Origin of the sequence: Paracoccus thiocyanatus, from assembly GCF_900156255.1 — a bacterium.
GTDB classification, from domain to species: Bacteria; Pseudomonadota; Alphaproteobacteria; order Rhodobacterales; family Rhodobacteraceae; genus Paracoccus; species Paracoccus thiocyanatus.
Genome location: NZ_FTMK01000006.1, coordinates 57,620 through 77,916 on the forward strand (window position 1 = coordinate 57,620; position 20,297 = coordinate 77,916).

Here is a 20,297-nt window from a genome sequence, read left to right on the forward strand (position 1 = left end):
ATGGCCGCGCCAGGGCGGCCAGATCGGGGCCCAGATGCGGACTCAGGCCAGCAGGCCCGGATCGCCGCCCAGTTCCAGTCCGGGGAACACCTGCCGTTCCAGCGTGTCGCGCCCGATGCCGAACAGCCCATGCATGGCCCAGCCGGCATAGGCGCGGATGTCGCGCACCGGCATCAGGTCGCGGTCCGCGTAAAGCTGGCCCTCGCCCAGGCCGGGCCAGCCGCCAAAGGCGCGCCCGCCCCGGATCGCGCCGCCGGCCATCAAAAGCGCGCCGCCGGTGCCGTGATCGGTGCCGCCCGACCCGTTTTCGCGCGCCGTGCGGCCGAATTCCGTCATCGCCAGCACCGTGGTCCGGCCCCAGTTCGCACCCAGCCCCTCGCGCAGCTTCACGATCGCCGCGGCCAGCCGGTCCAGCCCCCGGCCCAGCACCGCGGGCTGGTTGGCATGGCTGTCCCAGCCGGGAATCGAAAAGGCGGCGATGCGGCTTTCGGCATTCAGCCGGCTGGCGACGAAACCCGCCAGCGCCTCGGCATCGGCGGTCGGCCCGCCGGTCTTGCCGATATCCGAGGTCTCGGCGCTGATCTGCACCGCATCCTGCACCGCGTCGCGAAACAGCGGATCGTCGTGATAGACATGCTCCAGCAGCATCTGCGCCTGGGGCGACAGCTTCAGCCAGGCGCGCGGCGCCCAGCTAAGATGCGCCGCGTCGCCGGCCAGGATCTTCATCTGCTCGACGCCGACCGAATAGGCGGTCTCGGCCCGCGCCTCGGGCATGGCCTGCAACAGCCGGTTCAGCCAGCCGCCCTGCCGGCGGTCCACCGGCAGGTCGTTGCCGGTCCCGGCCTCCAGCACGTCCTGGCCGTCGAAATGGCTGCGCTTGTCGCGATAGGGGGTCGAGACGGCATGGGCGAAAGCCAGTTCGCCCTTTTTCCACAGCGGCAGCAGCGGTTCCAGCCGCGGGTGCAGCGCAAAGAAGCCGTCAAGGTCCAGCGCGCCGCCTTTGGGTCCGACCGACAGGTTGCGGCGCAGCTTGCCCAGCATCGGGTCGCTATAGGGCTGGATCGCGTCAAGCCCGTCCATGGCGCCGCGCAGGATGATGACGACCAGCCGGTTGTCGCCCGGAAGCGCGGCGAAGGTCATCGAACTCATCAGCGGATGCGCGGCGGCGGAACAGCCGATCAGCGCGGTTCCCTTCAGAAACAGGCGCCGGTCCAGTGTCAGCATCTGCCTATCCTCCTATCGCCGGTTGAAATCGCCCGAGGCGAGGATCAGCGCCACGCCCTCGGCCGCCGATTCCGCCTTGGGCACGGCCCAGGCCAGTTCCGCCGACTGCGTGCCGCCAAAGGCGGAAACCAGCATCTCGCGCGGGTCGGGTAGGTCCTTCAGCAGCAGGCGCGGGATGCGCAGCGACCAGTTGATCCGCGCGGCCAGCGTCTGCGGCGCGATCCAGGCATCGGCAGCCTCGGGCCAGCCGTCCGGCCCCTTGGGCCGGCCCCAGGGCTGGCCCATCACCTCGATCGGGTTCCAGGCCACGCGGCGGAACCCCGGCAGGTCCAGCGCCGCGATCTGTTCGCCGCGCACACCCAGCGCCCGCAGCCCCGCCACGCAAAGATCGAAAGGCTGGCGCACCTTTTGCCGCAGCCCCGAGGCCAGGTCGGGATGGCTGGCGAGCACGCGATAGACCTGCGGCAAGTCGCCGCCGCTGTCGCGCCATGTCGCGGCCATCGCCTCGACCAGATCCGGCGAGGGATCGTCCGAAACGAAATGCACCGCCAGCTTGCGCGACAGGTGCAGCGCGGTCTCGGGCCGGCGGGCGATATCGCGAAACGCGGCGCGGATGTCGTCCAGCCCGCCGCGGCGCATGCCGCCATAGTCCCGCCCCAGCACGGTTTCGGCCCCCGGCTCTGCCCAGGTCGGATCATAGGCAAAGCCGTGCTGATGCGAAAAACGCAGCCCCGTCAGCAGTTCGGCCAGTTCGCGCACGTCGTCTTGCCCGTAGCCGGCCCCGGCGCCCAGCGAATGCAGTTCCAGCGCCTCGCGGGCAAGGTTTTCGTTCAGCCCGAAATGGCGCTTGGGCCGGTTCCTGGCAAAGGGCGAACCCGGTCCGCGGCTGGAAATCTGGTCCAGATAGACCAGCATCATCGGATGGGTGTCGGCGGCAATGAACATGTCCTCGAACCGGCCGTTCAGATGCGGGCGGATCGCCTCGTCCACAAAGGCCAGGGCCAGCGCGTGGTTGGCCTTGCCGACCGAGCGGATGGTGAAATGGTCGCTCCAGAACTGCACCAGCCTTTCGCCGAAGCCGATGGGATCGTCCAGCGCCCGGATCACCCGGCGACGCAGATCCTCGACCGGCAGGGTGCCAAGCTTGCGGTCGGCCGCCACCGCCTCGGGGGGTTCGGGCTTGCCTTCGCGCCGCGCGTGAAGCCCGCTGCGCATCCGCGTGGCCAGGTCGCGGGCCATGTCGGTGGTCATGGCTTCAGGGCCCGGGCCGGCCATGGCCGGCCCGGAAAGCACCGCATCGACATCGGCGGGGGGCGGCATCAGCGGCGACAGGCCAAAGCCCAGGCGGATCGCCGCCAGCTCGGGAAATCCAAAGCTCATGCAATCATCCTTGCAGGGAAAATCATCCCCATGCGCGGGTTATGGCACGGGCGCGGCCCCAGGTCAGTTCACGCTTTCTTCAGCATGCGGCGCCGCGGCAATTGCTTGCCGACGCCGACGCCAAGCTTACTCGCGCGGCAGCACGCGCAGGCGCAATTCGCGAAGCTGTTCGTTGGTCGGCTCGCTGGGGGCGCCCATCATCAGGTCCTCGGCGCGCTGGTTCATCGGGAACATGATGACTTCGCGGATATTGGCCTCGTCCGCCAGCAGCATGACGATGCGGTCGATCCCAGCCGCGCAGCCGCCATGCGGCGGCGCGCCATAGCGGAAAGCCTTGACCATGCCGCCGAAGCGCTTTTCCACCTCGTCCCGGCCATAGCCGGCCAGTTCAAAGGCGCGGAACATGATTTCCGGGCGGTGGTTGCGGATCGCGCCCGAGACCAGTTCATAGCCGTTGCAGGCCAGGTCGTATTGATAGCCCTTGACCGCCAGCGGATCGCCCGCCAGCGCATCCAAGCCGCCCTGCGGCATGGAAAACGGGTTGTGGCTGAAGTCGATCCGCCCGTCCTCGCCCTTTTCATACATCGGGAAATCGACGATCCAGGCGAACTTGAACTGGTTCTCGTCGATCAGGCCCAACTCGCGGCCGATCTCGTTCCTGGCGCGGCCGACGACGGCCTCGAAGGTTTCGGGCTTGCCGCCCAGGAAAAAGGCCGCGTCCCCTTGGCCCAGGCCAAGCTGGACCCGGATCGCCTCGGTCTTCTCGGCGCCAAGCGCCTTGGCGATGGGGCCGGCGGCTTCGGTCGTGCCGTCCTCGGCCTTGCGCCAGAAGATATAGCCCATGCCGGGCAGGCCCTGGCCCTGCGCGAAGGCGTTCATGCGGTCGGCGAACTTGCGCGAGCCGCCGGTGGGCGCGGGAATGGCGCGGACCTCGGTCCCCTCCTGCTCCAGCAGCTTCGCGAAGATCGCGAAGCCCGAGCCGCGGAAGTGGTCGGAAACCACCTGCATCTCGATGGGGTTGCGCAGGTCGGGCTTGTCGCTGCCGTATTTCAGCATCGCCTCGGCATAGGGGATGCGCGGCCAGGTCGGATCGACCCGGCGGCCGCCGCCGAACGCCTCGAACAGGCCCTGGATCACCGGCTGGACCGCGGCAAAGACGTCCTCCTGCTCGACAAAGGACATCTCGACGTCGAGCTGGTAGAAATCGGTGGGCGAGCGGTCGGCGCGCGGATCCTCGTCGCGAAAGCAGGGCGCGATCTGGAAATACTTGTCGAAACCCGCGACCATGATCAGCTGCTTGAACTGCTGCGGCGCCTGCGGCAAGGCATAGAACTTGCCCGGATGCAGGCGCGAGGGCACCAGGAAGTCGCGCGCCCCTTCGGGCGAACTGGCGGTGATGATCGGGGTCTGGAATTCGGTAAAGCCCTGGTCCCACATGGCGTCGCGCAGCCATTTCACCACGCGCGACCGCAGCATGATGTTGTTGTGCAGGCTGTCGCGGCGCAGGTCCAGGAAGCGATAGGCCAGCCGCGTCTCTTCGGGGTAATCCTGGTCGCCAAAGACCGGCAGCGGCAGGTCGTCCGAGGGGCCCAGCACTTCCATGTCGGTGGCATAGACCTCGATCTCGCCGGTGGGCAGCTTGGGGTTGACCAGGCTGGCGTCGCGCAGCTTGACGCGGCCGTCGATGCGGATCACCGTCTCGGCCCGCAGCTTTTCCAGCGCGGCAAAGGCCGGGCTGTCGCTGTCGGCGATCACCTGGGTGATGCCGTAATGGTCGCGCAGGTCGATGAACAGCACCCCGCCATGGTCGCGGACCCGATGGACCCAGCCGGACAGGCGGATTTCGGACCCGGCGGCAGCGGCGGTCAATTCGCCGCAGGTATGGCTGCGATAGGCGCTCATCTTTTTTCCCCTTGCGTATCGGCCCCGCATCAACCGCGCCGCGCCGGCGAAGTCAAGCAATCAGAAGGGTCTCACCACGTTGCCGGTATAGAAATAGGCCCCCATGCCGACGGCGAACAGCACGTTGCCCGCCACCGCATGCAAGACCCAGGCCGCGGGAAAGCCGCGCATAAGATAGGCGCGGGCAAAGACCCAGCCGCCGAAAAAGGTCAGCGCCGCCACCACCCAGGACCAATACATCAGGTGGGCAAAGGAAAACACCGCCGCATTCAGCGCGATCGCCCCCTGCCCCGCCGGCAAAAGCGGGCCGTAGCGGTGAAAGAACAGCGGGCGAAAGATCAGTTCCTGCGGCAGGGCCGACAGGATCGGGTAGAAGATCCAGATCACCGGCAGGAATTCGGGCCGCTGGCGCAGCAACTGGAAGATCGAATCCGGGCTGGTCAGCCACAGGATCGCCAGGCCGGAAACCAGGGTGGCCAGGGCGATGCCCGCGACCTCGGCCCAGGGGACGCGGCCCCAGCCCCGCACCAGGTTATGCCAGTGAAAGCCGCCGGTGCGCCACAACAGGCCCAGCCCCGCCATGCTGAACAGCGCCAATGCCGCAAACAGCATGTGGCCGGGCAGGAACAATGCCATGGCCAGCGGCGCCCCGGCATAAAGCGCCGCGAACTCGACCCAAAGCAGGGTCCGCGCTATTGCAGGCGCCGGCTGAGCCATGCTCGCCACTGGGCGGGCGATCCCGCAAAGACGTTCAGGTCCACGTTGCCGCCGATGCCCGGCACGACGCCGGTGCCGGTATATTGCCAGAAGCTGTAGCGCTGGCCGGGATAGGTGATGCGCGGATGGCCCGCGACCGAGCGCAGCCAGAACTCCTCGGGCCAGGAGCCCAGGTTGTTGTCGCGGTAGAAGTCCACGGTGGTGTAGATGATCGGACGCTGGCCGTAATACTGATGCAAGATGTCCTTGAATATCTTGGCCTCGCGCAGAACCTCGTGGCTGGCCGGACGGTGCGGGCAGGTCTTGGAGGCGGTCCATTCCAGGTCCAGCACCGGCGGCATGGCGCCGCGTTCCCGCGGCACGTTCTTGATGAACCACGCCGCCTGTTCCGCGCCCGAGCGGCAGAAATAGAAATAGTGATAGGCGCCGCGGGGAACGCGGGCCTGGCCGGCCTGGCGCCAATAGCGCTGGAAATTCGGGTCGGCATGGTCGCCGCCCTCGGTCGCCTTGATGAAGGCGAAGCTGATGCCCGAGCCGCGCACCCGGTTCCAGTCGATGTCGCCCTGCCAGCGCGAGATGTCGATGCCATGCACCGGGTGGTCATAGGGATGCCCGCCGATCCACGGATGCGGTGCGCTGTCGCCGAATTGCGGGCCGCTGCCTTGCCCCGCCATCACCGCCGGCCCGCTGGAGGGCCCCCCGCAGGAGGCCAGCGCGACCAGCGCCAGCACCGCCATAATCTTGCCCAGGAATGTCATCGCTGCCCCTTGCCCGCGCCTTTCCGGCGCCTTCGTCCCTGCGCCTGTGTTCGGCGCCTGTCCGTCCTTATCGCAAAGGTGCGGGGCTCTGTCACGGTGGCGTGACAGTCACGAGTTTGTCAGCGGCGGCGAAGGCAGTCTCGCAGGAACGCATCCTTCGCCGCGGGATACGGGATGCGCGACCGCTCCCGCTTCTTGCCGGGCGGCAGGGGTCGCAGTTTTGCGCCACCGGACGCCGGTCGGGACGTCCCCACGAAAGCGCGATGATTTTGCTGCCGGATTGAGCGTTTGAACCCATTGCGGCCGATGGCGTTGCTGATACCCTTGGCAGAGCATCCGCGTCTTGGAGCCTATCTCAAGGCGGCAGAGCCGCCGACCTCTTTCGACCACGGCGGGAACGCGGCGATGTTCGATTCGAAGCGCAATATCTTCATCGCGATCGCGGGGTGATCGTCGCCCCTTGCCGCAGGATCACCACTCTGGCGCCGCCTCAATCCCTTTCCGGCACCAGCTTGCCGGGGTTCAGCACCCCCTGAGGGTCCAGCGCCTGCTTGATCGCCGCCATGACGCCGATGGCCGCGCCGTGCTGGGCGGGCATCAGGGGGCGCTTGCCGATGCCCACGCCATGCTCGCCGGTGATGGTGCCGCCCACCGCGATGGCGCGTTCCGCCATGCGCAGCGCGACGCGCTTGGCGGCGGCAAGCTCGGCCTCGTCGCCGGGCGTCACCAGGATCTGCGCGTGGAAATTGCCGTCGCCGACATGGCCGACGATGGGGCCCAGCAGCCCCTCGGCGCGGATATCCTCGGCCGCAGCGGCCACCGCCGCCGGCAGGTGCGACATCGGCACGCAGACATCCGTGACCACCGCCGTCGCCCCCGGCCGCAGCGCCAGGCAGGAGGGATAGGCGTTGTGGCGCATCTTCCACAGCGCCGCCCGCGCTTCGGGCGTGGTCGCCCAGTCAAAGCCGGTGCCGCCGAACTCGGCCGCCAGCGCGCCGAACGCCTCGGCATCGCCCTTGACCGAGGCGGGGGCGCCGTGGAATTCCACCATCAGATGCGGGCCTTGGTGCATCTGCGCGCCCGAGACGGCGTTGAAGGCGCGCACCACATCGGCGTCGATGAATTCGATCCGCGCCATGGGGATCCCCGACTGGATCGTCGCGGTGACGCATTCCACCGCCTGTTCCAGCGTCGGAAAGCCGCAGACGGCCGCCGCCATCTCTTCGGGCTGGCCGTGCAGGCGCAGGGTCAGTTCGGTGATGATGCCCAGCGTCCCTTCGGAACCGACGAACAGCGCCGTCAGGTCATAGCCGGCGCTGGATTTCGCCGCCCGCGTGCCGGTGCGGATGACCTGGCCGTCAGCCAGCACCACCTCAAGCGCCAGGACGTTCTTGCGCATGGTGCCATAGCGCACCGCCGTGGTCCCCGAGGCGCGCGTCGCCGCCATGCCGCCCAGGCTGGCATTGGCGCCGGGATCGACCGGAAAGAACAGGCCGGTCGCGCGCAATTCGGTATTCAGCGCCTCGCGGGTGCAGCCGGGCTGGACGCTGACCTGCATGTCCTCGGCCCGGATTTCCAGCACCCGGTCCATTTTCAGCAGGTCGATGACCAGCCCGCCCTGCGGCGCCAGCGCCTGCCCCTCAAGCGAGGTGCCGGTGCCCCAGCCGATCATCGGCACGCGATGCGCGTGGCAGATGGCGGCGATGCGCGAAACCTCTTCGGTCGAAAGCGGCCAGGCCACCGCGTCGGGCGGCGGCGCGCGGTGAAAGGTCTCGGACTGGGCGTGCAGGTCGCGGTCGGCGGCGCTGGTGGACAGGCGCGCGCCCAGAAGCGCGGACAGCGCATCAAGCGCCGGGGCGGGAATCGGCATGGGACATCTCCTGCAATCCTGGGGCCGGTGATAGTCCCGCGGCCGGGGCAAGGGCAAGCCGGCGTCAGGCCTTGCCCAATGCGCCCTTGACCGCGCCGATGGCCGGATTGATGGCGTAATGTACCACCGGGATCAGGACCATGCCCCAGGCCAGCCCGAAAAGCCCGTCGAAAAAGGCGGTGGTGATCCAGGCGGCAAGGCCCGGCGCGGCGGGGATGGCATGACCCGCCGCCATGGCCACGCCGTGGATCCAGTCATAGGGCTGATGCTGGCCCAGCCCGTGCAGCCCGTGGATGACGATCTGCCCGCCGACCCAGATCATCGCCGCGGTGCCGACGATGGTCAGCACCTTCATGAAACCGGGCATGACATGCACGATGCCGCGCCCCAGCCCGGCCAGCGGCCCGCCGCGTTCGTGCAGGTGCAGGCCGAAATCGTCCGCCTTGACGATCAGCGCCACGAAGCCATAGACCGCCACGGTGATCCCCACCGCCACCACGGCCAGGATCACCGCCTTCATCCAGATCGCATCGCCATTGGGGATCGCGGACAGCGCGATGGTCATGATCTCGGCCGACAGGATGAAATCGGTCTTGATCGCACCGCGGACCCGTTCCTCTTCCAGGCCGGCGGCGCCTTCCTTGGTCACTTTCAGATGCGGCTCGTTCACCTGCTGGTGGCTTAGGGCATGCGCGACCTTTTCGGCCCCCTCGAAACACAGATACGAGCCGCCCAGCATCAGCAGCGGCGTGATCAGCCAGGGCGCGAATGCCGACAGGACCAGCGCCACCGGCAGCAGGATCACCAGCTTGTTGAAAAGCGAGCCGCGCGCGATCTTCAGGACGATGGGCACCTCGCGCGCCGCGGAAAAGCCGTGCATGTATTTGGGCGTCACCGCCGCATCGTCGATCACCGCGCCCGCGGCCTTGGCGCCGGCCTTGGCCGCCTGGCCGGCCACGTCGTCGACCGAAGCGGCCGCGATCTTGGCGATTCCCGCCACGTCGTCCAGCAGCGCCAGCAATCCGCTCATGCCTGTTTCCCATCCCGTTGGTTTTCCTGCGCCACACTACCGGGCGCCGCGCACCGGCGCAATTCGCGGACCAGCGCGGCGGTTCCCGTCCCCCCTCGGCCGCTTGCGCCCGCGCGGGGAATCATTCATCAAGCATGGGACAATCGAAAGGGCCGCCCATGCTGGATCAGAACGCGAAACCGACCGAGGAAATCGACCTGCGCGAGGTCTTTGGTCTAGACAGCGACATGAAGGTCAAGGGCTTTGCCGAACGCTCGGACCGGGTGCCCGACATCGACACGACCTACAAGTTCGACCCCGACACCACCTTGGCGATCCTGGCGGGCTTTGCCTATAACCGCCGGGTGATGATCCAGGGCTATCACGGCACCGGGAAATCGACGCATATCGAACAGGTGGCGGCGCGGCTGAACTGGCCCTGCGTGCGGGTGAACCTGGACAGCCATGTCAGCCGCATCGACCTGATCGGCAAGGACGCGATCAAGCTGGTCGAGGGCAAGCAGGTCACGGTCTTCCACGAAGGCATCCTGCCCTGGGCCCTGCGCAACCCGACCGCCATCGTCTTCGACGAATACGACGCCGGCCGCGCCGACGTGATGTTCGTGATCCAGCGCGTGCTGGAGGCGGACGGCAAGCTGACGCTTCTGGACCAGAACGAGGTCATCACCCCGAACCCCTATTTCCGCCTGTTCGCCACCGCGAACACCGTGGGCCTGGGCGACACCACGGGCCTTTACCACGGCACCCAGCAGATCAACCAGGGCCAGATGGACCGCTGGTCGCTGGTCTCGACGCTGAACTACCTGAGCCACGACGCCGAGGCGGCGATCGTCCTGGCCAAGAACCCGACCTACAACACCGAAAAGGGCCGCAAGATCATCAACCAGATGGTGACGCTGGCCGACCTGACCCGGACCGCCTTCATGCAGGGCGACCTGTCCACGGTGATGAGCCCGCGCACGGTGATCGCCTGGGCGCAGAACGCCCGCATCTTCGGCGACAACGTGGGTTACGCCTTCCGCCTGACCTTCCTGAACAAATGCGACGAGCTGGAGCGGCAGACCGTGGCCGAGTTCTACCAGCGCCTGTTCGACGAGGAACTGCCGGAAAGCGCGGCGGTCAAGGCGGGCTAATGCCCGCCCTTGATCTCGTTCAGGGCCGCCATCGCCAGAAAGCCCGAGCGGGTCAGGCCCAATTGCTCTGCCGCCGTATCGACCGCGTCCAGCGTTCCGGCATCCATGCTGACATTCACCCGGCGCTGCCTGGTCATGCGACGGATATGCGGCACCGCGATCAGGAAGGCGCCGGCCGCCAGTTCCGCCGCGCATTCCGCCGCGACCTCGCCCAAGGGACGGGGCTGCATCTCGGGCGCGTCCTCGAACCACAGTTCAAGCGCCTCGACCGCATTCGGCAGGATGTCCTTTTCGTCATCGGCCGCAGAAAAGCAGCCGGGCAGATCGGGAAAGCGGATGCCAAAGGCGCTGTCAAAGTCCTTCTCGACCAATGCCAGATAGGTTTTCATTCCTTGTCCTCCAGCCATCCGGCCATGCGCGCGATGCTGCGGGCCGTGCCAATGGGCAAATCCTTTTTGGGGTGCGGCACGATCACGACGCGCCCTTCCTTGCGGAACTTGTGATGCGATCCCCGGACCGAAACCTCTTCCCAGCCCTCCGCGGCAAGACGGCGCAGAATCTCGCGGCTGTTCCGAAGGGTTTCCATGTGTGTAAATATGTGCGCATGACCTGCTGCGTCAAGTCCTCTCGACAGCCGGTCTGAAGTGGCCCAGAAATAGATCATGAAAAAATCCGACAACCCCGCCGATCCGTTCAAGAAGGCCCTGACCGAGGCCACCCGCGCCATGGCTGCGGATCAAGAACTGAACGTGACCTTCTCGGCCGACCCCTCCGGCGTGGCGGGCGATACCATGCGCCTGCCGCAGGTCAGCCGCCGCATGACCCGCGACGAGGTGCTGCTGGCCCGCGGCACCGCCGACGCCCTGGCGATGCGGCTGCGCCACCACGACGCCGGAACCCATGCGAAATATGCCCCCGCCGGGCCGATGGCGCGCGACCTCTACGAGGCGATGGAGACGGCGCGCTGCGAAGCATTGGGCGCGCGCGACATGCCCGGCGCGCTGTCGAATATCGACGCCAAGCTGGGACAAGAGGCCGAGCGCAAGGGCTATGGCCAGATCAAGGCCCCGGCCGATGCGCCGCTGGCGGTCGCCGCCGGCTACCTGGTTCGGCAGGCGGCCACCGGCCGCGCCCTGCCCGCCCCGGCGCAGCATGTCGCCGACCTGTGGCGCCCCTTTGTCGAAGAACAGGCCGGCGCCGACCTGGACGGGGTGGGCCGGGTGATCGCCGATCAGGCCGCCTTTGCCCGGCTGGCCCGCAAGGTGATCGCCGACCTGGGCTATGGCGACCAGTTGGGCGAAGACCCCGACGAGCCGCAAGAGGACGAGGCCGACGAGAACGCCGAGCAAGACGAGGAATCCGGCGACAACCAGTCCCGCGACCAGAACCAGGACGAGGAAGCCGAGGCGAGCCCCGAGCGCAGCCAGGAACAGACCCAGGACGAGCGCCAGGCCCAGGTCAGCATGGACGACCAGTCCGACGAGGAACTGGTGGACGAGGCCGAGATGTCCGAGGCCGAGACGCCCCCCGACCTGCCGCCGCAGGTCAGCGAGGCAAGCCCGGAATACCGCGTCTATACCCAGGAACACGACGAAGAGATCCGGGCCGAGGACCTGGCCGACCCGGCGGAACTGGAACGGCTGCGCGCCTATCTGGACAAGCAATTGGAACCGCTGCGCGGTGCGGTCTCGCGCCTGGCCAACAAGCTGCAACGCCGCTTGCAGGCGCAGCAGAACCGTAGCTGGGAATTCGACAAGGAGGAAGGCGTGCTGGATGCCGGCCGCCTGGCCCGCGTGGTGGCGAACCCGACCACGCCCCTGTCCTTCAAGGTCGAAAAGGACACCGAGTTCCGCGACACCGTGGTGACGCTGCTGCTGGACAATTCCGGGTCCATGCGCGGCCGGCCGATCAGCATCGCCGCGATCTGCGCCGACGTGCTGGCCCGCACGCTGGAACGCAGCCAGGTCAAGGTCGAGATCCTGGGCTTTACCACCCGCGCCTGGAAGGGCGGGCAAAGCCGCGAGAAATGGCTTGCCGCCGGCCGCCCGGCGCAGCCGGGCCGGCTGAACGACCTGCGCCATATCATCTACAAGGGCGCCGACGCCCCCTGGCGGCGGGTGCGCCCGAATCTGGGCCTGATGATGAAAGAGGGGCTTCTCAAGGAAAACATCGACGGCGAGGCGCTGGAATGGGCGCACAGGCGGCTGGCCCGGCGGCCCGAGGCGCGGCGCATCCTGATGGTGATCTCGGACGGGGCGCCGGTCGATGATTCGACCCTGTCGGTCAACCCGGCGAATTTCCTGGAAAAGCACCTGCGCGACGTGATCGCGATGATCGAGCGCAAGAAGCAGGTCGAACTGCTGGCCATCGGCATCGGCCATGACGTGACCCGCTATTACCAGCGCGCGGTGACCATCACCGATGCCGAACAACTCGCCGGCGCCATGACCGAACAGCTTGCCGCCCTGTTCGAGGCCGATCCCAGGAAGCGCGCCCGTGCCATGAACCTGCGTCGTGCGGGTTAGCCTGTTCTTTCCGGCTGCTTGATTCCGCTGCCGGGTCCATGCGACCAATTCCGCGGGACGGGGCGGTTCCCGCCTTGCGGCCAAGGGGCTTACATGTGCTGAAGATCGGCTTCTTCATTCCCGAGTTTCCGGGCCAGACGCATATCTTCCTGTGGCGCGAGCGGCAGGCGCTGGCAGAGCTGGGGATTGATGCCGAACCCGTCTCGACCCGCCCGCCGCCGCGCGCCGTCGCCTCGCATAGCTGGGCGGCCGAGGCGCAGGCCCAGACCCGCTACCTGATGCCGCTGGGCGGCGAAGGGCTGGGCGCGGTCGCCGAATTCCTGCGCGCCGGCCCCGCCGGCTGGACGCGCGGCCTGGGCGCTGCAATGGCTGCCGAGGCGCAGGGCGCCAAAGGCCGGCTGCGGATGCTGGCGCTGCTGGCCATGGGCGCGCGGCTGAAGCGGATCGCCCGCCAGCAGGGCTGGGACCATATCCATGTCCATAGCTGCGCCGACAGCGCCAATATCGCCATGTTCGCCGAAAGGCTGGGCGGGCCAAGCTACAGCCTGACCCTGCACGGCCCGACGCTGGAAGGCTACGGCCCGAACCAGCGGCAGAAATGGCGCCATGCCCGTTTCGCCACCATCATCTCGCAATTGCTGGCGCGGGTGGCCGAGCGCGAGATCGGCGCCGACCGCCCGGCCGTGGTCAATGTCGCGCCGATGGGGGTGGACCTGGACCAGATCCGCCGCCAGACCCCCTGGCAGCCGCCCGCGCCCGGCAAGGCGCTGCGCATCTTCACCTGCGGCCGGCTGAACGCGGTCAAGGGCCATGACCACCTGATCCAGACCGTCGCCCTGCTGCGCGCGCGCGGCATCGACGCCCGGCTGGACATCGCCGGCGAGGATGAACAGGGCGGCACCGGCTATCATCGCCACCTGGACGCGCTGATCGCCGAACAGGGGCTGACGGATGCGGTCACGCTTTTGGGCGCCGTCAGCGAAGACAGGGTGCGCGACGGGCTGGAGCGCGCGCATGTCTTCGCCCTGGCCAGCCTGAACGAGGGCATCTCGGTCGCGATCATGGAGGCGATGGCGATGGAAATGCCGGTGGTCGTCACCGATGTCGGCGGCAATCACGAACTGATCACCTCGGGGCGCGACGCCATCCTGGTGCCGCCCGAACGCCCCCAGGCCATGGCGGACGAAATCGCCCGGCTTCTCGCCCATCCCGACGAGGCGCGGCGGCTGGCCCAGGCGTCCCGCGCCCGCGTCGCCGCCCAGTTCCACCACCGCCGCAGCGCCCAGGCCGTGGCCGACGGGCTGGCCCGCACCCTGCCCGCCGCCCGCCAGGCGCTGGCCCGCGCCTGATTTTTCCGAAAAGAGCCCGAGACGAACATGTTCCAGAATTACGACAGCCATTCCGACCCCGCCGCCCACCCGCCCCGGCTGGCGGCCTTGCGCCAGGCATTGGCCGCGCGCGACCTGGACGGTTTCCTGGTGCCGCGCGCCGATGCGCATCAGGGCGAATATGTCGCGGCGCGCGACGCGCGGCTGGCCTGGCTCAGCGGCTTCACCGGCAGCGCCGGGTTCTGCATCGTCACCCCCGACCGCGCCGGCGTGTTCATCGACGGCCGCTATCGCGTCCAGGTCAAGGCCCAGGTGGACCCGGCGCATTTCACCCCCGTCCCCTGGCCGGAAACCAAGCCCGCCGACTGGCTGCGCGACGCCCTGCCCGAGGGCGGCCGCATCGGCTACGACCCCTGGCTGCACACCCGCCGCGAGATCCGCGAGATGGAAAAGGGCTTGGCCGGCTCGGGCATCGCGCTGATCGCGCTGGACACGAACCCGGTCGATGCGATCTGGACCGACCAGCCCCAGCCGCCGGTGGGCGCGGTGCGGCTTTGGCCAGGCGAGATCGCGGGCGAAACCGCGGCCGAAAAGCGCGCCCGCATCGCCCACGCGCTGCGCGAGGCCGGCCAGCAGGCGGCGGTGCTGACCCTGCCCGATTCGCTTTCCTGGCTGCTGAACATCCGCGGCGCCGACGTGCCGAAAAACCCTGTGGTGCAAGGCTTTGCCATCATCGAGCAGAACGGCCATGTCGCCGTCTTCACCGACCCGGCCAAGTTCGGCGCCGAAGTGCGGGCGGCACTTGGCAACGAGGTTTCGGTTCTGCCGCTGGTGGCGCTGACCCCGGCGCTGACCAACCTGGCCGGCCCGGTGCGCGTCGATCCCGCGACCGCACCCGAACGGGTATTTGCGCTGATCGAAAGCATGAACACCCCCATCGCCGAGGGGCCGGACCCGGTGATCCTGCCGAAAGCGCGCAAAAACCCGGCCGAAATCGCCGGTATGCGCGCCGCCCATCTGCAAGACGGCGCCGCGGTGGCGGAACTTCTGCATTGGCTGGACGCAAGCGCGCCGCATCTGGATGCCAAGCCTCTGACCGAAATCGACGTGGCCACGAAGCTGGAAGAATTGCGCCGCGCGCGCGGCATCCTCGACATCAGCTTCGACACCATCGCGGCCACCGGCCCCCATGCCGCGATTCCGCATTACCATGTCGATCGGGCCAGCAACCTGCGCATCCGGCCCGGCCATGTGCTGCTGGTCGATTCGGGCGGGCAATATCCCGACGGCACCACCGACATCACCCGCACCCTGCCGATGGGCGCGGTCGATCCGGCGGTGCGACGGCCCTATACCCGCGTGCTGCAAGGCATGATCGCCGTGTCGCGGGTTCAGTTCCCGCCCGGCATCGCCGGCTGCCATATCGACGCGCTGGCCCGCGCGCCGCTATGGGCCGAGGGCATGGATTACGACCACGGCACCGGGCATGGCGTCGGCGCCGGCCTGTCGGTGCATGAAGGGCCGGTCAGGATCTCGCGCGTCTCGGACATCCCGCTTGCCCCCGGCATGATCCTGTCGAACGAGCCAGGCTATTACCGCGAAGGCAGCTTCGGCATCCGCATCGAGAACCTGCTGGTGGTCGAGGAACGGGACGCCCCCGACGGGCGCGCGATGCTGGGCTTCACGACCCTGACCTTTGCCCCGATCGACCGCCGCCTGATCGAACCCGGCCTGCTGGCCCCGGCGGAAATCGCCTGGCTCGACGCCTATCACGCGCAGGTCCGCGAGAAGATATCGCCCCTGGTTCCGGACGAGGTGCGCGACTGGCTGCACCGCGCAACGCGGCCGCTGGGCAGCGCCTGACGCCTTTCACCGTTTCACAAATACTCCGGCAACCGCGCCCCTGGGCGCTGTCGCATGGGTATTTGCGAAACGGCGAAAAGCGGTGATCTCAGCCCTGCGGGTGCCGCCGCCGCCAGGCCAGCGAGCTGAGAAAGGCCATGCCGATGAAGCCTGCACCCAGAAGCCCGGTGATCGCCTCGGGGATGGGACGCAGGGTCTGGACGAACATCATCACCGACAGCACGAAGATCGACCAGAAGGCGCCATGCTCCAGATAGCGAAAGGCGGCCAGCGTCCCGCGCTCGACCAGCATCACCGTCATCGAGCGCACATACATCGCGCCGATGCCCAGGCCGATGGCGATCAGGAACAGGTTCTGGGTCAGGGCGAAGGCCCCGATCACGCCGTCAAAGCTGAAGGACGCGTCCAGGACCTCCAGGTAGAGAAAGGCGCCGAAGCCGCCGCGCGCCATGTCGGCATGCCGGGGCGCGCCGCCCCAGCGGTCCAGCACATGGCCCAGCATGTCCACCAGCAGATAGGTGATCACCCCCCAGATCGCGGCGATGATGAAGGCATGTTCCTTTTCCGCCGGCAGCCGGCCCACGATCACCAGCATGCAGATCAGCACGAAGCCGACCTCCATGCCGCGGATCTCGCCCAGCTTGCGCAGCGCGGCCTCGACGCCCTTGATCCAGTCCACGTCCTTGGCCTCGTCGAAGAAATAGTTCAGCGCCACCAGCATCAGGAACGAGCCGCCGAAGGCCGCGATCGGCAGATGCGCCTCATGGATGATGGCGGCATATTCCTGCGGCTGGGTGGCGGCCAGGCGCAGCGCCTCCCACGGCGCAAGATGCGCGGCGATGACCACCACCAGCAGCGGAAACACCACCCGCATGCCGAAGACCGCGATGATGATGCCCCAGGTCAGGAAGCGGCGCTGCCATTTCGGCACCATCTGCTTCAGCTTGTTGGCATTGACGATGGCATTGTCGAAGGAAAGCGAGATTTCCAGCACCGCCAGGATGCCGGCGATCAGGAAGAAGGAAAGCGCCCCGGCGCCGGTACCGTGAAATTCCCAGCCCAGGAAAGCGGCAAGCGCCAATCCCGCGCCGGTGACGATAAAGGGCCAGGTCATATAGCTGAGGGTGGATCGCATCGGACTTCCCTTCATGGCTTGTCTCGCCGGTCTTATGCCCTGCGGGCAGGGGCGGCAAGGCGCGGCTTCGCTGGCGGCGTCAGGCCCGCGCCAGCACCGCCAGGTCGGCGACATTGGTGCCGGTCGCGCCCGTCACCACCAGCGCATCGCCCGCCGCCAGCGCCGGGGTCGAGTCGTTCCTGGCCAGCGCCGCCGCGGGGTCGATGCCGCCCGCCCGGATCGCCGCCGGCGTGCCGGGGCCGACCAGTCCGCCCGCCGCCTCGCCCGGACCGTCGCGCCCGTCGCTGCCGACCGCGGCAAAGGCCCAGTCGAAATCAACCGGCCGCGCCTGGGCCAGCAGCGCCAGCCGCAATGCCAGTTCCTGGTTGCGCCCACCCATGCCTTGGCCGACCAGCCTGACCGTGGTTTCGCCGCCAAAGGCCAGCGCCTGGCCGGGCCGCAGCCCCGCCGCCAGGGCCCAGATCGCCTGGGCGCAATCCTGCACGTCGCCCGCAAGCGGCAAGGGCGCGGGATCGGCCCCGGCCGCGACCATGGCCGCGACCGAAAGCGCGTTCGAGCCGACGAGGATGTTCCTGGCCGGCGGCAGGGCGCGGCGATCCTCGGGCCGCCGCAGCACCGCCCGCGCCGCCTTGGGCATCTGCTCCCAGATGCCCAGCCTGCGCGCCAGTTCGGCCGCCTCGGCCCGCGTCCCGGCCGGCGCCACCGTCGGTCCCGAGGCGATCACCCGCAGGTCGTCGCCCGGCACGTCCGACAGGATCAGCGCCGCGACCGGCGCCCGCGACAGCCGCAGCCAGCCGCCGCCCTTGAGCCGCGACAGGCCCTGGCGGATCAGGTTGACCTGGGCAATATCCGCGCCCGAACCCAGCAGCAGCCGGTTCACCGCCTGCTTGTCGGCCAGCGTCATGCCATCGGCCGGTGCCGGCAGCATGGCCGAGCCGCCGCCCGAGATCAGTGCCAGCACCCGGTCCTGCGGCCCCGCCGAGCCAAGCCGGGCGATCACCGCCTCGGCCGCCGCCGCGCCCGCCTCGTCGGGCTGCGGATGGCCGGCGCGCATGACCCGCGCCCCCGCCAGCGCCGCGTCGTTGCCGGCGTTGGTGACGACCAGCGCCTCGGCCCCCGGCAGCGCCTGCAAGGCCGCCTGGGCCATGGCGCGGGCGGCCTTGCCGACGGCGATCACCAGCCAGCGCCCGCCCGGCCCCGGCGGATCGGCCAGCACCTCGGCCATGCCGCGGGCCACCGCCGCGCCCGGATCGGCGGCGGCGATGCCGGCGCGGATCAGCGCCATGGCGCGCCCGCCCGGCGTCATCAGTTCACCCGATCCGGCAGCGCCTGCCCCTCGGCAAAGGCGACCAGGTTGTTCAGCGCCCGCATCGCCATGGCAGTACGCACCTCTTCGGCGGCGGTGCCCAGATGCGGCAGCAAGGTCGCGTTTTCCATGGCGCAAAGCGCGGGCGAGACCCTGGGTTCGAATTCGTAGACGTCAAGCCCCGCGCCGGCGATCCGGCCCTGGGCCAGCGCCTCGGCCAGCGCCGCCTCCTCGACCACGTCGCCGCGGGCGATGTTGATCAGGTAGGAACGCGGCCCCAGCCGCTCCAGCGCATGCGCGCCGATCATGTGCCGGGTATCGGCCCCGCCGGGCACCGCGACGACGGCGAAATCCGACTGCGTCAGCAATTCGTCCAGCCCCCCGACCTGCCGGGCCGGAAAATCCAGGGACGAGACCACCGAGCGGTTGTGAAAGATCACATCCATGCCGAAGCCGAAATGGCAGCGCCGCGCGATGGCCTTGCCGATGCGGCCCATGCCGATGATGCCGACGGTGCGGCCGGTGACATGGCGGCCCAGCAGCTGCGTCGGCTCCCAGCCGGCCCATGCGCCGCGGCGCAACAGCCGCTCGCCCTCGCCGGCGCGGCGCGCGGTCATCAGGATCAGGGTCAGGGCGATGTCGGCGGTGGCCTCGGTCACGGCATCGGGGGTGTTGGTCACGGCGATGCCGGCCGCCGCGGCCGCCGCCACGTCGATATGATTGTAGCCTGCGCCGAAATTCGCCAGCAGCTTGCAGCGCGGCCGGCCCTGAAAGGCCGCGGCGGTGAAACAATCGCCCAGCGTCGGCATGATCGCATCGTAATCGGCCAGCGCCCGCGCCGCCTCGTCCACGCCAAGCCCGTCCTTGCGGTCCAGGATCTCGGTCTCGAACCGGGCCGATAGCGCATGTTCCGCCGCCTGCGTCATGCGGCGCGTCACCAGAAGCTTCATCAATACATCCTTCCGCCAAGGGGCACCGGGTGGTCCGGGCCGATCAGCACCACCTCGCCATCTTCGTCGGGCAGGCCCAGCACCAGGACCTCGGACATGAAGGGGCCGATCTGGCGGGGCGGGAAATTCACCACCGCCAAGACCTGCCGGCCGATCAGCCCATCGGGCGCATAATGCCGGGTGATCTGCGCCGAGCTTTTGCGGGTGCCGATTTCCGGCCCGAAATCCAGCCACAGCCTAAGGGCCGGGCGCCGCGCCTGGGTGAAAGCTTCGGCGCGGGTGATGCAGCCGACGCGGATATCCACCTTTTCGAAATCGGCCCAGGCGATCGGATCGCTCATTTCCCCAGCTCCCGCCCCCGCGCGGCGGCGGCGGCGATGGTGCGGCGCATCAGCGGCGGCAGGCCGGTCTCGGGGTCCATCAACTCGCGAAGCCCCGCCGCCGTGGTCCCGCCGGGCGAGGTCACGGCCTCGCGCAGCTTCGCGGGGTCCTCGTCCTCATGCACGGCCAGCGCGCCGGCCCCGGCCACGGTCGCCCGCGCCAGGTCCAGCGCCAGCGCCGGCGAAAGCCCCTCGGCCTCGCCCGCCGCGGCCATGGCTTCGATCATGTGGAACACATAGGCAGGCCCCGAACCGGACAGCGCCGTCACCGCATCCATCTGCTCTTCGCCCTCCAGCCGCACGACGCGGCCGACGGCGGACAGCAGCGCCTCGGCCAAGGCCATCTCGGCCTCGCCGGCCCGGCTGTTGCCGATGACGGCGGTGATGCCCTGGCCGATGGCCGCCGGGGTGTTCGGCATGGCGCGCACGATCGGCGCGGCGGGAAAAGCCGCCTCATAGGCGCCCAGCGTCACCCCCGCCGCGACCGAGACGACCAGCGGCCCCGCCCCGACCGACAGCCGCGGCAGCACATCCGTCATCATCTGCGGCTTGACGGCGATCACCAGCACGGCGGGCGCCTCGGGCAATTCTCCGTTGATCCAAATACCCAGATCCGACAGTTCCGCTCGCGGATTGGGGTCCAAGACATGCACCGCCCGCGCCGCCAGCCCGTTCTTCAGCCAGCCGTCCAGCAGTGCGCCGCCCATGCGGCCGCAGCCGACCAGCACCAGCCCGCGCGCGTTCAGATCCGAAAAATCCATGCCCTGCTCCCCGACTTGGCCCGCGCCAAGGCGGG

Annotated in this window: 19 protein-coding genes; 5 read left to right on the forward strand and 14 right to left on the reverse strand. The window is 68.8% G+C overall.

Going from position 1 to position 20,297, the window contains the following annotated elements:
- Positions 1-42 precede the first annotated feature (42 nt).
- From F3H32_RS06290 to F3H32_RS06310, 5 genes are all read right to left on the reverse strand, one after another.
- The gene (locus F3H32_RS06290) at positions 43-1,224 is read right to left on the reverse strand and encodes a DUF1501 domain-containing protein (RefSeq protein ID WP_149765102.1); all 1,182 of its coding nucleotides are present in this window, start codon (positions 1,222-1,224) and stop codon (positions 43-45) included.
- Between the two features lie 12 nt (positions 1,225-1,236).
- Positions 1,237-2,604, reverse strand: a complete 1,368-nt coding sequence (locus F3H32_RS06295; RefSeq protein ID WP_149765103.1) for a DUF1800 domain-containing protein — start codon at positions 2,602-2,604, stop codon at positions 1,237-1,239.
- A gap of 126 nt (positions 2,605-2,730) precedes the next feature.
- On the reverse strand, positions 2,731-4,506 hold the full coding sequence (aspS, locus tag F3H32_RS06300; RefSeq protein WP_149765104.1) for an aspartate--tRNA ligase: 1,776 nt from the start codon (positions 4,504-4,506) through the stop codon (positions 2,731-2,733).
- Positions 4,507-4,566: 60 nt separating this feature from the next.
- Positions 4,567-5,223 (reverse strand): CPBP family glutamic-type intramembrane protease, encoded by a 657-nt coding sequence (locus F3H32_RS06305; RefSeq protein ID WP_149765105.1) that lies wholly within the window; start codon positions 5,221-5,223, stop codon positions 4,567-4,569.
- Positions 5,199-5,981, reverse strand: coding sequence for a glycoside hydrolase family 25 protein (locus F3H32_RS06310; protein ID WP_149765106.1), 783 nt, complete (start codon positions 5,979-5,981; stop codon positions 5,199-5,201). Before F3H32_RS06310 ends, F3H32_RS06305 begins: the two co-directional genes overlap by 25 nt.
- Positions 5,982-6,287: 306 nt before the next feature.
- Here F3H32_RS06310 and F3H32_RS17675 point away from each other — a divergent pair, with 306 nt between their 5' ends.
- On the forward strand, positions 6,288-6,431 hold the full coding sequence (locus F3H32_RS17675) for a hypothetical protein (protein WP_188128604.1): 144 nt from the start codon (positions 6,288-6,290) through the stop codon (positions 6,429-6,431).
- Positions 6,432-6,471: 40 nt separating this feature from the next.
- On the opposite strand, the gene F3H32_RS06315 is transcribed toward F3H32_RS17675, so the two are convergent.
- Together F3H32_RS06315 and F3H32_RS06320 are read right to left on the reverse strand one after the other, a co-directional pair.
- Positions 6,472-7,851 carry an FAD-binding oxidoreductase gene (locus F3H32_RS06315; protein ID WP_149765107.1) on the reverse strand — a complete coding sequence of 460 codons (1,380 nt, stop codon included), beginning with the start codon at positions 7,849-7,851 and terminating at the stop codon, positions 6,472-6,474.
- A gap of 64 nt (positions 7,852-7,915) precedes the next feature.
- Positions 7,916-8,881 carry a DUF808 domain-containing protein gene (locus F3H32_RS06320; RefSeq protein WP_149765108.1) on the reverse strand — a complete coding sequence of 322 codons (966 nt, stop codon included), beginning with the start codon at positions 8,879-8,881 and terminating at the stop codon, positions 7,916-7,918.
- A gap of 158 nt (positions 8,882-9,039) precedes the next feature.
- Here F3H32_RS06320 and cobS point away from each other — a divergent pair, with 158 nt between their 5' ends.
- Positions 9,040-10,014: a cobaltochelatase subunit CobS gene (cobS, locus tag F3H32_RS06325; RefSeq protein ID WP_149765109.1), complete on the forward strand. Its 975-nt coding sequence runs from the start codon at positions 9,040-9,042 to the stop codon at positions 10,012-10,014.
- On the opposite strand, the gene F3H32_RS06330 is transcribed toward cobS, so the two are convergent.
- Positions 10,011-10,403 (reverse strand): type II toxin-antitoxin system HicB family antitoxin, encoded by a 393-nt coding sequence (locus tag F3H32_RS06330; protein ID WP_149765110.1) that lies wholly within the window; start codon positions 10,401-10,403, stop codon positions 10,011-10,013. The genes cobS and F3H32_RS06330 overlap by 4 nt on opposite strands.
- On the reverse strand, positions 10,400-10,678 hold the full coding sequence (locus tag F3H32_RS06335; RefSeq protein WP_223191360.1) for a type II toxin-antitoxin system HicA family toxin: 279 nt from the start codon (positions 10,676-10,678) through the stop codon (positions 10,400-10,402). The genes F3H32_RS06330 and F3H32_RS06335 overlap by 4 nt, the downstream gene beginning before the upstream one ends.
- On the opposite strand from F3H32_RS06335, the gene cobT reads away from it, so the two are divergent.
- The 3 genes from cobT (at position 10,677) to F3H32_RS06350 (ending at position 15,730) form a co-directional block, all read left to right on the forward strand.
- Entirely contained in the window at positions 10,677-12,539 is a 1,863-nt protein-coding gene (gene cobT, locus F3H32_RS06340) for a cobaltochelatase subunit CobT (RefSeq protein WP_149765111.1), read from the forward strand. The genes F3H32_RS06335 and cobT overlap by 2 nt on opposite strands.
- A 95-nt stretch (positions 12,540-12,634) precedes the next feature.
- Positions 12,635-13,888: an exopolysaccharide biosynthesis GT4 family glycosyltransferase EpsE gene (gene epsE, locus F3H32_RS06345; protein WP_149765112.1), complete on the forward strand. Its 1,254-nt coding sequence runs from the start codon at positions 12,635-12,637 to the stop codon at positions 13,886-13,888.
- 27 nt (positions 13,889-13,915) lie between these two features.
- On the forward strand, positions 13,916-15,730 hold the full coding sequence (locus tag F3H32_RS06350; RefSeq protein ID WP_149765113.1) for an aminopeptidase P family protein: 1,815 nt from the start codon (positions 13,916-13,918) through the stop codon (positions 15,728-15,730).
- A gap of 88 nt (positions 15,731-15,818) precedes the next feature.
- On the opposite strand, the gene F3H32_RS06355 is transcribed toward F3H32_RS06350, so the two are convergent.
- From F3H32_RS06355 to proC, 5 genes are all read right to left on the reverse strand, one after another.
- The gene (locus tag F3H32_RS06355) at positions 15,819-16,865 is read right to left on the reverse strand and encodes a DUF475 domain-containing protein (protein WP_149765114.1); all 1,047 of its coding nucleotides are present in this window, start codon (positions 16,863-16,865) and stop codon (positions 15,819-15,821) included.
- 79 nt (positions 16,866-16,944) lie between these two features.
- Positions 16,945-18,171, reverse strand: coding sequence for a glycerate kinase type-2 family protein (locus tag F3H32_RS06360; RefSeq protein WP_149765115.1), 1,227 nt, complete (start codon positions 18,169-18,171; stop codon positions 16,945-16,947).
- Positions 18,171-19,121, reverse strand: a complete 951-nt coding sequence (locus tag F3H32_RS06365; RefSeq protein WP_149765116.1) for a 2-hydroxyacid dehydrogenase — start codon at positions 19,119-19,121, stop codon at positions 18,171-18,173. The genes F3H32_RS06360 and F3H32_RS06365 overlap by 1 nt, the downstream gene beginning before the upstream one ends.
- On the reverse strand, positions 19,121-19,462 hold the full coding sequence (locus F3H32_RS06370) for a tRNA-binding protein (RefSeq protein ID WP_149765117.1): 342 nt from the start codon (positions 19,460-19,462) through the stop codon (positions 19,121-19,123). Before F3H32_RS06370 ends, F3H32_RS06365 begins: the two co-directional genes overlap by 1 nt.
- A complete protein-coding gene (proC, locus tag F3H32_RS06375) occupies positions 19,459-20,262 on the reverse strand; it encodes a pyrroline-5-carboxylate reductase (RefSeq protein WP_149765118.1) in 804 nt (267 codons plus the stop codon). The genes F3H32_RS06370 and proC overlap by 4 nt, the downstream gene beginning before the upstream one ends.
- Positions 20,263-20,297 lie beyond the last annotated feature (35 nt).